This window comes from Shigella sp. FC1567 (assembly GCF_001743015.1).
GTDB classification, from domain to species: domain Bacteria; phylum Pseudomonadota; class Gammaproteobacteria; order Enterobacterales; family Enterobacteriaceae; genus Escherichia; species Escherichia coli.
On record NZ_MIIV01000049.1, the window covers coordinates 1 to 11112 of the forward strand.

9 protein-coding genes, 1 tRNA gene and 3 pseudogenes are annotated in these 11112 nt (G+C 50.5%); 8 read left to right on the forward strand and 5 right to left on the reverse strand.

All coding sequences use genetic code 11. The annotated features are described in order from the left end of the window. Positions 1 to 185: 185 nt before the first annotated feature. Both BHE85_RS04155 and prfH read left to right on the forward strand, forming a co-directional pair. Positions 186 to 806 (forward strand): annotated as a pseudogene (locus BHE85_RS04155) (RNA ligase RtcB family protein); the annotation flags it as partial. Then, positions 803 to 1417: a peptide chain release factor H gene (gene prfH, locus BHE85_RS04160; RefSeq protein ID WP_000602112.1), complete on the forward strand. Its 615-nt coding sequence runs from the start codon at positions 803 to 805 to the stop codon at positions 1415 to 1417. The pseudogene BHE85_RS04155 and the gene prfH, both read left to right, overlap by 4 nt. A 56-nt stretch (positions 1418 to 1473) precedes the next feature. Here prfH and pepD read toward each other — a convergent pair whose 3' ends face one another. Next, positions 1474 to 2931, reverse strand: coding sequence for a cytosol nonspecific dipeptidase (gene pepD / locus BHE85_RS04165; RefSeq protein ID WP_001293009.1), 1458 nt, complete (start codon positions 2929 to 2931; stop codon positions 1474 to 1476). A 260-nt stretch (positions 2932 to 3191) separates the two neighbouring features. Between pepD and gpt the strand changes: the two genes are divergently transcribed. The 3 genes from gpt to crl all read left to right on the forward strand — a co-directional run bounded on the left by gpt (position 3192) and on the right by crl (position 5445). Next, positions 3192 to 3650 (forward strand): xanthine phosphoribosyltransferase, encoded by a 459-nt coding sequence (gene gpt, locus BHE85_RS04170; protein WP_001291990.1) that lies wholly within the window; start codon positions 3192 to 3194, stop codon positions 3648 to 3650. Positions 3651 to 3741: 91 nt separating this feature from the next. Further along, entirely contained in the window at positions 3742 to 4986 is a 1245-nt protein-coding gene (frsA, locus tag BHE85_RS04175) for an esterase FrsA (protein ID WP_000189552.1), read from the forward strand. A gap of 57 nt (positions 4987 to 5043) precedes the next feature. Continuing rightward, the gene (gene crl, locus BHE85_RS04180; RefSeq protein ID WP_000174677.1) at positions 5044 to 5445 is read left to right on the forward strand and encodes a sigma factor-binding protein Crl; all 402 of its coding nucleotides are present in this window, start codon (positions 5044 to 5046) and stop codon (positions 5443 to 5445) included. 38 nt (positions 5446 to 5483) lie between these two features. On the opposite strand, the gene phoE is transcribed toward crl, so the two are convergent. Beyond that, a complete protein-coding gene (gene phoE / locus BHE85_RS04185) occupies positions 5484 to 6539 on the reverse strand; it encodes a phosphoporin PhoE (RefSeq protein WP_000749882.1) in 1056 nt (351 codons plus the stop codon). A gap of 287 nt (positions 6540 to 6826) precedes the next feature. On the opposite strand from phoE, the pseudogene proB reads away from it, so the two are divergent. The 3 genes and pseudogenes from proB to BHE85_RS04200 all read left to right on the forward strand — a co-directional run bounded on the left by proB (position 6827) and on the right by BHE85_RS04200 (position 9384). Beyond that, positions 6827 to 7929 (forward strand): annotated as a pseudogene (gene proB, locus BHE85_RS04190) (glutamate 5-kinase). Between the two features lie 11 nt (positions 7930 to 7940). Next, positions 7941 to 9194 (forward strand): glutamate-5-semialdehyde dehydrogenase, encoded by a 1254-nt coding sequence (gene proA / locus BHE85_RS04195; protein ID WP_000893275.1) that lies wholly within the window; start codon positions 7941 to 7943, stop codon positions 9192 to 9194. A 114-nt stretch (positions 9195 to 9308) separates the two neighbouring features. After that, positions 9309 to 9384, forward strand: a tRNA-Thr gene (locus tag BHE85_RS04200). Positions 9385 to 9398: 14 nt separating this feature from the next. Here the strand turns inward: BHE85_RS04200 and BHE85_RS27190 are convergent. The 3 genes and pseudogenes from BHE85_RS27190 to BHE85_RS27030 form a co-directional block, all read right to left on the reverse strand. Next, positions 9399 to 10517 (reverse strand): tyrosine-type recombinase/integrase, encoded by a 1119-nt coding sequence (locus BHE85_RS27190; RefSeq protein WP_226342189.1) that lies wholly within the window; start codon positions 10515 to 10517, stop codon positions 9399 to 9401. Beyond that, positions 10439 to 10873 (reverse strand): helix-turn-helix domain-containing protein, encoded by a 435-nt coding sequence (locus BHE85_RS27025; protein ID WP_000540190.1) that lies wholly within the window; start codon positions 10871 to 10873, stop codon positions 10439 to 10441. Before BHE85_RS27025 ends, BHE85_RS27190 begins: the two co-directional genes overlap by 79 nt. Further along, positions 10789 to 10992: pseudogene (locus BHE85_RS27030) on the reverse strand (hypothetical protein); the annotation flags it as partial. The gene BHE85_RS27025 and the pseudogene BHE85_RS27030, both read right to left, overlap by 85 nt. Between the last annotated feature and the right edge of the window lie 120 nt (positions 10993 to 11112).

Sequence of the window (11112 nt, forward strand, 5' to 3'; positions counted from 1 at the left end):
GAGCAGGTACCGGCATCCACGTTACAGACGGTCCCGGCAAAAGTGCCTGACCTGACCCCTATTAGCGGTTACCAGCGCCCCACCAGACCCGGTGACATCACCCCCCGGATCATGGACGACTGGGGGCAGTAATCATGCCGGGTCTGGCTGGCTAACACCCCATTATAAGGGGTACGAATAAAGTAACGGGGCAGTCTATTTTACAGCGGCATATTGCCTCGTTCTCGCATCATGGTTTGCCTCAAGGCAGTGACGACGCGCTACGGTATATTGCGGAACATGACGATGCGCTGGCGTTTGCGTGTATTAATCGCCAGATGATCGCTTTGCGCATAATGCAACAAGTTAAGGCCACGGGAAGTCCGGTTCTGGATGTGGCGCATAACTTTGTTAGCGCGTGTCAAATCGGCGATCAACAGGGCTGGTTGCATCGTAAAGGTGCCACGCCGGATGACAACGGTCTGGTGATTATTCCCGGTTCACGTGGTGATTACTCCTGGATTGTACAGCCTGTTGCGAACGAAAAAACGCTCCACTCGCTGGCGCATGGGGCAGGGCGTAAATGGGGGCGCACCGAGTGTAAATGGCGTCTGGCAGCGAAATACACGGTGACGCAACTCTCGCGGACTGAACTTGGCAGTCGGATAATTTGTCGCGATAAACAACTCATCTTTGAAGAAGCGCCACAAGCCTATAAATCGGCTGAAAGCGTGGTGCAATGTCTGGTGCAGGCCGGTTTAATTATTCCTGTCGCGCGGCTGCGTCCGGTGCTAACGCTCAAAAACAGTGGAGGGAAAAAAGGATGATCTTGCTACAACTCTCCTCAGCGCAGGGGCCGGAAGAATGTTGTCTCGCAGTGAAAAAGGCGCTGGACAGGCTAATTAAAGAAGCTGCCCGACAAGACGTCGCGGTAACGGTGTTGGAAACAGAAACGGGCCGCTACTCTGACACGCTGCGTTCAGCTCTGGTTTCTCTGGATGGCGATAACGCATGGGCATTAAGCGAAAGCTGGTGTGGCACTATTCAGTGGATTTGTCCGAGTCCGTATCGGCCTCATCATGGGCGCAAAAACTGGTTTCTGGGCATTGGGCGTTTTACCGCTGATGAGCAGGAGCAATCCGATGCGATCCGGTATGAGACGCTGCGTTCGTCGGGGCCGGGCGGTCAACATGTCAATAAAACCGACTCGGCGGTACGCGCCACGCATTTGGCATCCGGTATTAGCGTGAAGGTTCAGTCAGAGCGTAGTCAGCATGCTAACAAGCGGCTGGCACGATTGCTGATTGCCTGGAAGCTGGAGCAGCAGCAACAGGAAAATAGCGCGGTGCTGAAATCGCAGCGGCGAATGTTCCATCACCAGATTGAACGTGGCAACCCGAGACGGACATTTACAGGGATGGCTTTTATCGAAGGATAATGAAGGATGAAACTGCCGGAAGGCGATTAAACGCCATCCGGCAGCAAATCAAATAATTACTTCGCCGGAATTTCTTTCAGCAGTTCAGTCAGCAGTGTCCAGTAATGACCTACGCTTTCGATGTGAACTTGCTCATCCGGAGAGTGTGGACCGGTGATAGTTGGCCCGATAGAAACCATGTCCATTTCCGGATACGGTTTTTTGAACAGACCACATTCCAGGCCCGCGTGGATAATCTGGATGTTCGGCGTCTTGTTGAACAGGCGCTGATAGGTTTCACGTACCAGATGCATCACCGGAGAATTAGCGTCCGGCTGCCAGCCAGGATATGCGCCTTTCGCTTCGGTTTTCGCGCCAGCCAGTTTACCCAGCGAATCCAGCATGCTCACCACGTAGTCTTTACCGCTGTCGATCAGTGAACGGATCAGGCAGTGAATTTCTACGTTATTGTCAGTCATGGTCACCACACCGACGTTCAGGGAGGTTTCAACCACACCTTTGGCTACATCGGAGTTGCGGATCACACCGTTCGGGGTGGCGTTCAGCAGACGAATAAAGGTATCGCGAGATTTCGCAATCAGGGCAGCTTTATCGTTCGCTACAGAGTCCAGCAACAAGGCCAGATTTTTCTCTTTCTCTGCCAGCTCGTTTTTCAGGATCTCCTGATAGGTATTCACCAGAGATTTCAGTGCGTCGACTTTATCAGCTGCGACAGCAATGGTCGCAAAGGCTTCACGCGGGATGGCGTTACGCAGTGTGCCGCCGTTGAAATCGATAAGGCGCAGGTCCAGTTCTTCTGCATGACCCGCCAGGAAGCGCACCAGCAGTTTGTTGGCATTACCCAGGCCAACGTGGATTTCACCGCCGGAGTGACCGCCTTTCAGACCTTTTAAGGTTAACTTGAAGGTTTCAAAACCAGCTGGAACCGCTTCACGATCTAAATGCAGGTTGGAGGTGAAGTCGATACCCCCCGCACAACCCATGTAGATTTCACCTTCTTCTTCGGAGTCGGTGTTAATCAGAATATCAGCCTGCAACCAGTTGCTCTGTAAGCCAAAAGCACCGTCCATACCGGCTTCTTCGGTCATGGTCAGCAGCACTTCCAGCGGACCGTGAACCACGTTTTCGTCAGCCAGAACCGCCAGTGCAGAGGCCATACCAATGCCGTTATCCGCACCCAGCGTGGTGCCGCGCGCTTTAACCCATTCGCCATCAATATAAGGCTGGATAGGATCTTTCGTGAAGTCATGCACGGTGTCGTTATTTTTCTGCGGCACCATATCGAGGTGGGCCTGTAAGACGACCGGTTTACGATTTTCCATACCTGCGGTAGCAGGTTTACGAATCAGGATATTACCTACCTGATCGCGTTCGACATGGAAACCTTTCTCTTTTGCCCAACCAACAATGTATTCAGCGAGTTGCTCTTCATGATAGGACGGGTGCGGAATAGAACAGATTTTGGCAAAAATATCCCACAGCGGCTGTGGAGATAATTGAGACAGTTCAGACACGTTAAGTCTCCTTGTCGATCACCCGCAAAACAGTATTGCAGGTCACAGGGTTAGCAGAAAATGTTGTCAACACAAGACAGGCTTGCGAGATATGTTTGAGAATACCACTTTATCCCGCGTCAGGGAGAGGCAGTGCGTAAAAAGACGCGGACTCATGTGAAATACTGGTTTTTAGTGCGCCAGATCTCTATAATCTCGCGCAACCTATTTTCCCCTCGAACACTTTTTAAGCCGTAGATAAACAGGCTGGGACACTTCACATGAGCGAAAAATACATCGTCACCTGGGACATGTTGCAGATCCATGCACGTAAACTCGCAAGCCGACTGATGCCTTCTGAACAATGGAAAGGCATTATTGCCGTAAGCCGTGGCGGTCTGGTACCGGGTGCGTTACTGGCGCGTGAACTGGGTATTCGTCATGTCGATACCGTTTGTATTTCCAGCTACGATCACGACAACCAGCGAGAGCTTAAAGTGCTGAAACGCGCAGAAGGCGATGGCGAAGGCTTCATAGTTATTGATGACCTGGTGGATACCGGTGGTACTGCTGTTGCGATTCGTGAAATGTATCCAAAAGCGCACTTTGTCACCATCTTCGCAAAACCGGCTGGTCGTCCGCTGGTTGATGACTATGTTGTTGATATTCCGCAAGATACCTGGATCGAACAGCCGTGGGATATGGGCGTCGTATTCGTCCCGCCAATCTCCGGTCGCTAATCTTTTCAACGCCTGGCACTGCCGGGCGTTGTTCTTTTTAACTTCAGGCAGGTTACAATAGTTTCCAGTAAGTATTCTGGAGGCTGCATCCATGACACAGGCAAACCTGAGCGAAACCCTGTTCAAACCCCGCTTTAAACATCCTGAAACCTCGACGCTAGTCCGCCGCTTTAATCACGGCGCACAACCGCCTGTGCAGTCGGCTCTTGATGGTAAAACCATCCCTCACTGGTATCGCATGATTAACCGTCTGATGTGGATCTGGCGCGGTATTGACCCACGTGAAATCCTCGACGTCCAGGCACGTATTGTGATGAGCGATGCTGAACGTACCGACGATGATTTATACGATACTGTGATTGGCTACCGTGGTGGCAACTGGATTTATGAGTGGGCCACCCAGGCGATGGTGTGGCAACAAAAAGCCTGTGCGGAAGAAGATCCGCAACTCAGTGGTCGACACTGGCTGCATGCGGCTACGTTGTACAACATTGCCGCCTATCCTCATCTGAAAGGAGATGACCTGGCCGAGCAAGCGCAGGCTTTATCAAACCGCGCCTATGAAGAGGCCGCCCAGCGTCTGCCGGGCACGATGCGGCAGATGGAGTTTACCGTACCCGGCGGTGCGCCCATCACCGGCTTTTTGCATATGCCGAAAGGCGATGGCCCGTTCCCGACAGTATTAATGTGTGGTGGTCTGGATGCGATGCAGACGGACTATTACAGCCTGTATGAACGTTATTTTGCGCCGCGCGGCATTGTGATGCTGACTATTGATATGCCGTCGGTGGGCTTTTCTTCAAAATGGAAGCTCACCCAGGACTCCAGCCTGTTGCATCAGCACGTCTTAAAGGCGCTGCCTAACGTACCGTGGGTGGATCACACTCGCGTCGCGGCCTTTGGTTTCCGTTTCGGCGCTAACGTTGCCGTGCGTCTGGCATATCTTGAATCGCCGCGTCTGAAAGCGGTTGCCTGTCTTGGTCCGGTAGTTCATACCCTGTTGAGTGATTTTAAGTGCCAGCAACAGGTGCCGGAAATGTATCTTGACGTTCTGGCGAGTCGTTTGGGGATGCATGATGCTTCCGACGAAGCGTTACGCGTGGAGCTGAATCGCTATTCATTAAAAGTGCAAGGATTGCTGGGACGTCGCTGCCCAACGCCAATGTTATCAGGCTACTGGAAGAACGATCCGTTCAGCCCGGAAGAGGACTCACGCTTAATCACCTCATCATCTGCTGACGGTAAATTATTAGAGATCCCATTTAACCCGGTGTATCGGAATTTTGACAAAGGTCTTCAGGAAATCACCGGCTGGATCGAAAAACGCTTGTGTTAAAAATTTGCTAAATTTTGCCAATTTGGTAAAACAGTTGCATCACAACAGGAGATAGCAATGACGTTACCGAGTGGACACCCGAAGAGCAGATTGATCAAAAAATTTACCGCACTAGGCCCGTATATTCGTGAAGGTAAGTGCGAAGATAATCGATTCTTTTTCGATTGTCTGGCTGTATGCGTCAACGTGAAACCGGCACCGGAAGTGCGTGAATTCTGGGGCTGGTGGATGGAGCTGGAAGCGCAGGAATCCCGTTTTACCTACAGCTACCAGTTTGGTCTGTTCGATAAAGCAGGCGACTGGAAGAGTGTTCCGGTAAAAGATACTGAAGTGGTTGAACGACTGGAGCACACCCTGCGTGAGTTTCACGAGAAGCTGCGTGAACTGCTGACGACGCTGAATCTGAAGCTGGAACCGGCGGATGATTTTCGTGACGAGCCGGTGAAGTTAACGGCGTGAGTGAAATGTGCCGGATGCATCACATCCGGCAATATCTATTAAAACTGATACGTCATCCCAATCGCGACAATATCATCATTATTAATATTCAATTTGTTATCGCTATCCAGTTGGTTGATTTTATAATCAACAAATGCTGACATATTTTTGTTGAAATAATACGTAGCACCGACGTCGATATAATTAACCAGATCTTCACCACCGATGCCCTCAATATCTTTCCCTTTCGATAAGACATAACCCAGCGATGGACGCAGACCAAAGTCAAACTGGTATTGAGCGACCGCTTCAAAGTTCTGTGTCTTATTGGCAAAGCCGCCAGTTATTGGCGTCATTTTGCGAGTTTCAGAATAGAAAGTTGCCAGATAAATATTATTGGCATCGTATTTCAGACCTGTTGCCCATGCTTCTGCACGCTTGCCTGTGCCACGGCTTTGCAGGTTCTGCTCGTTGGTGCGATCTGAGTTGGTATAGGCCCCACTAATGGCGAAATCGCTGCCGCCAAAGTCATATGTCAATGACGTGCCGAAGCCATCGCCGTTTTGCTTTTTAACGTCGCGGTTTTCGTTTTTCCCTTGATATTGCAGGGTTAAGTTCAGGCCATCGATAACGCCGAAGAAGTCGGTGTTCCGATACGTCGCCAGACCGCTGGCGCGTTTGGTCATAAAGTTGTCGGTCTGCGCCGAGGAGTCGCCACCAAATTCCGGAAACATATCGGTCCAGGCTTCCACGTCATACAACGCGCCCAGGTTACGACCATAATCGAAAGAACCCAAATCTTTATATTTCAACCCGGCAAAAGCGAGACGCGTTTTTTGCTGTGCAGTATCACTCTCTGCTTTATTACCGGCAAACTCTGCTTCCCAACGACCATAACCAGTCAGTTGATCGTTAATTTGTGTTTCGCCTTTAAAACCAAAACGGATATAACTCTGGTCGCCATCTTTACTGTCGTTATCACTCATATAATGCATGGCTTTAACTTTGCCATAGACATCCAGTTTATTACCGTCTTTGTTATATATTTCTGCGGCCTGTACGGATGCAGATGCCACAATGCCCATCACCACTAATGCCAGAGTGCTCTTTTTCATTTTCATTCCTGATTTTAATTAACGCGCGAATATTCAGCGGGAGAGCCCCGTTGAAAACAGGAAAGTTTTTAACCTGAGATTGTTAAAGATATATTACAGATTAATAATATTCTTAAAATGTGGTAATTTATTAAATCTGTAATAAAAGCGTAAACAACTGCCGCTAGGCTTGCTGATCCCGCGCAACAAAACGCCATGCTTTGCTCGCAGATGGTTGGCAACCGACGACAGTCCTGCTAAAACGTTCGTTTGATATCATTTTTCCTAAAATTGAATGGCAGAGAATCATGAGTGACAGCCAGACGCTGGTGGTAAAACTCGGCACCAGTGTGCTAACAGGCGGATCGCGCCGTCTGAACCGTGCCCATATCGTTGAACTTGTTCGCCAGTGCGCGCAGTTACATGCCGCCGGGCATCGGATTGTTATTGTGACGTCGGGCGCGATCGCCGCCGGACGTGAGCACTTGGGTTACCCGGAACTGCCAGCGACTATCGCCTCGAAACAACTGCTGGCAGCGGTAGGGCAGAGTCGACTGATTCAACTGTGGGAACAGCTGTTTTCGATTTATGGCATTCACGTCGGGCAAATGCTGCTGACCCGTGCTGATATGGAAGACCGTGAACGCTTCCTGAACGCCCGCGACACCCTGCGTGCGTTGCTCGATAACAATATCGTTCCGGTAATCAATGAGAACGATGCTGTCGCTACGGCAGAGATTAAAGTCGGCGATAACGATAACCTTTCTGCGCTGGCGGCGATTCTGGCGGGTGCCGATAAACTGTTGCTGCTGACCGATCAAAAAGGTTTGTATACCGCTGACCCGCGCAGCAATCCGCAGGCAGAACTGATTAAAGATGTTTACGGCATTGATGACGCACTGCGCGCGATTGCCGGTGACAGCGTTTCAGGCCTCGGAACTGGCGGCATGAGTACCAAATTGCAGGCCGCTGACGTGGCTTGCCGTGCGGGTATCGACACCATTATTGCCGCGGGCAGCAAGCCGGGCGTTATTGGTGATGTGATGGAAGGCATTTCCGTCGGTACGCTGTTCCATGCCCAGGCGACTCCGCTTGAAAACCGTAAACGCTGGATTTTCGGTGCGCGCCGGCGGGTGAAATCACGGTAGATGAAGGGGCAACTGCCGCCATTCTGGAACGCGGCAGCTCCCTGTTGCCGAAAGGCATTAAAAGCGTGACTGGCAATTTCTCGCGTGGTGAAGTCATCCGCATTTGCAACCTCGAAGGTCGCGATATCGCCCACGGTGTCAGTCGTTACAACAGCGATGCATTACGCCGTATTGCCGGACACCACTCGCAAGAAATTGATGCAATACTGGGATATGAATACGGCCCGGTTGCCGTTCACCGTGATGACATGATTACCCGTTAAGGAGCTGGCCGATGCTGGAACAAATGGGCATTGCCGCGAAGCAAGCCTCGTATAAATTAGCGCAACTCTCCAGCCGCGAAAAAAATCGCGTGCTGGAAAAAATCGCCGATGAACTGGAAGCACAAAGCGAAATCATTCTCAACGCTAACGCCCAGGATGTTGCTGACGCGCGAGCCAATGGCCTTAGCGAAGCGATGCTTGACCGTCTGGCACTGACGCCCGCACGGCTGAAAGGCATTGCCGACGATGTACGTCAGGTGTGCAACCTCGCCGATCCGGTGGGGCAGGTAATCGATGGCGGCGTACTGGACAGCGGCCTGCGTCTTGAGCGTCGTCGCGTACCGCTGGGAGTTATTGGCGTGATTTATGAAGCGCGCCCGAACGTGACGGTTGATGTCGCTTCGCTGTGCCTGAAAACCGGTAATGCGGTGATCCTGCGCGGTGGCAAAGAAACGTGTCGCACTAACGCTGCAACGGTGGCGGTGATTCAGGACGCCCTGAAATCCTGCGGCTTACCGGCGGGTGCCGTGCAGGCGATTGATAATCCTGACCGTGCGCTGGTCAGTGAAATGCTGCGTATGGATAAATACATCGACATGCTGATCCCGCGTGGTGGCGCTGGTTTGCATAAACTGTGCCGTGAACAGTCGACAATCCCGGTGATCACAGGTGGTATAGGCGTATGCCATATTTACGTTGATGAAAGTGTAGAGATCGCTGAAGCATTAAAAGTGATCGTCAACGCGAAAACTCAGCGTCCGAGCACATGTAATACGGTTGAAACGTTGCTGGTGAATAAAAACATCGCCGATAGCTTCCTGCCCGCATTAAGCAAACAAATGGCGGAAAGCGGCGTGACATTACACGCAGATGCAGCTGCACTGGCGCAGTTGCAGGCAGGCCCTGCGAAGGTGGTTGCTGTTAAAGCCGAAGAGTATGACGATGAGTTTCTGTCATTAGATTTGAACGTCAAAATCGTCAGCGATCTTGACGATGCCATCGCCCATATTCGTGAACACGGCACACAACACTCCGATGCGATCCTGACCTGCGATATGCGCAACGCCCAGCGTTTTGTTAACGAAGTGGATTCGTCCGCTGTTTACGTTAACGCCTCTACGCGTTTTACCGACGGCGGCCAGTTTGGTCTGGGTGCGGAAGTGGCGGTAAGCACACAAAAACTCCACGCGCGTGGCCCAATGGGGCTGGAAGCACTGACCACTTACAAGTGGATCGGCATTGGTGATTACACCATTCGTGCGTAAATAAAACCGGGTGATGCAAAAGTAGCCATTTGATTCACAAGGCCATTGACGCATCGCCCGGTTAGTTTTAACCTTGTCCACCGTGATTCACGTTCGTGAACATGTCCTTTCAGGGCCGATATAGCTCAGTTGGTAGAGCAGCGCATTCGTAATGCGAAGGTCGTAGGTTCGACTCCTATTATCGGCACCATTTAAATCAATAAGTTACACATCATTAGTACGTTCCTTATTTCTTGACTGGGACAAATTTGGGACCGATGGGTTCAGAATCGAGTCTATTTGCCGTGCGTGTTCGGTAAGGTGATTAGGTGCGAGGTGAGCATATCGACGAACCATTTCGATAGACTCCCAGCCTCCCATTTCCTGTAACACTGATAACGGGACTCCGGCTTGAACCAGCCAACTTGCCCAGGTGTGTCTCAAGTCGTGAAATCTGAAATCATCAATACCTGCTCGTCTCAGCGCCGCTTTCCAGGCTGTGTTTGCGTCATACCGCATCTTCCTGACTGTTGGCGCTTTCGTTCCGTCTGGTTTGGTACAGCTTTCCTTATACACAAATACCCAACGGTGATGATTCCCGATTTGTTTTTTCAATACGCGACATGCAGTATCATTCAGCGCAACGCCAATTGCGCGGTTTGATTTACTCTCTTCCGGGTTTATCCATGCCACCCGGCGCTGCATGTCTATTTGTTGCCATTCAAGGTTGATGATGTTCGAGCGTCTTAAGCCTGTTGCAAGTGCAAATTCAACAACAGACTTTAATGGCTCCGGACATTCATCAATCAGCCTTTGTGCTTCATGAGGCTCCAGCCAGCGGATCCGTTTATTCTTTGGTTGAGGCACTTTAATAATTGGTGCCTTATCCAGCATTTTCCATTCACGCTCTGCGGCTCTTAGCAGGGCCTTTATAAATGAAAGATGCGTAGCCTTCGTTGCAACGGACGCTGGTTTTGGCGTGTATTCTGGAACAGGTTTCCCTTTTTTTCTGCATGCTTCTGCCCTGAGTTTCCAGTTTTCCTCATGACGCCGGTTCGTCATTTTCTGCATTGCTGAATAAATTTTTGATTCAGTAATGTCTCTTAGTTGCATTCCTGCGAAATGTTGAAGCCAGAATCCGATCCGGCTTTTGTCATCGTCCAGTGATTTTTTATGTGCTTTCTCTTCAAGCCACCTGACACACGCTTCCTCGAACGTTATATCAGGAATTTCACCAAGTTTGCTGACCCGCCATGCTTCAGCCTTTAGCTTGTCATGGAGTTCTGTCGCCTGCCTTTTGTCCTTTGTTCCAAGAGACTGTTTAAATCTTTTACCGTTCGGCAATGTGAAACTGGCGTACCATATTTCACCTCTGCGGAAGAGTGACATTTTCTTTCCTCTGTTATGCCATCACCCGCGCTCACCTGGACAGTATGCAGCGGAGACTGAAGCGCCGCAATGCAGGCTTGTCGTGTTGTGAGGTAAGGAGATTTATTCTTAGTGGGATCTTTGCGTGTTGCCTGCAGACGCCCTGTGCGTATCCAGTTAATGGCAGTCGGTCTGGATATCTTGAGAAAATGACAGGCCTCATCTAGCGTGAGGCTGTATGGTTCCATTATTTCACCTCTTGCTGTGATATTGTTGAAAAATGAATGCCAGCTCGTTGTTGCCAGACGATCCAACCGAGAGTCATATCCCATGCCATGTATTCGTTATCGCCGTTTTTTGCTCTCCGACTATCTACTAAGCCACCGAAATGTTTTTCCATAAATAATTCATAGGATTCGCGTTCATCTGGCTCTACTTCCAGAGATATGAGGTAGCCTGAGTTTAACGGACACTCCTTCCTGAAATAGAATGGCATCAGAAGGAGCTAATAATGAGCAGAAAAAACCAACGTTACTCTAAAGAGTTCAAAGCCGAAGCTGTCAGAACGGTT

What these genes read in the sequence shown, in the direction of transcription:
- prfH (WP_000602112.1), top strand. Translation starts at nt 803, where the DNA reads ATGATCTTGCTACAACTCTCCTCAGCGCAGGGGCCGGAAGAATGTTGT.
- gpt (WP_001291990.1), top strand. Translation starts at nt 3,192, where the DNA reads ATGAGCGAAAAATACATCGTCACCTGGGACATGTTGCAGATCCATGCA.
- frsA (WP_000189552.1), top strand. Translation starts at nt 3,742, where the DNA reads ATGACACAGGCAAACCTGAGCGAAACCCTGTTCAAACCCCGCTTTAAA.
- crl (WP_000174677.1), top strand. Translation starts at nt 5,044, where the DNA reads ATGACGTTACCGAGTGGACACCCGAAGAGCAGATTGATCAAAAAATTT.
- phoE (WP_000749882.1), bottom strand. Translation starts at nt 6,539, where the DNA reads ATGAAAAAGAGCACTCTGGCATTAGTGGTGATGGGCATTGTGGCATCT.
- proA (WP_000893275.1), top strand. Translation starts at nt 7,941, where the DNA reads ATGCTGGAACAAATGGGCATTGCCGCGAAGCAAGCCTCGTATAAATTA.
- BHE85_RS27025 (WP_000540190.1), bottom strand. Translation starts at nt 10,873, where the DNA reads ATGGGATATGACTCTCGGTTGGATCGTCTGGCAACAACGAGCTGGCAT.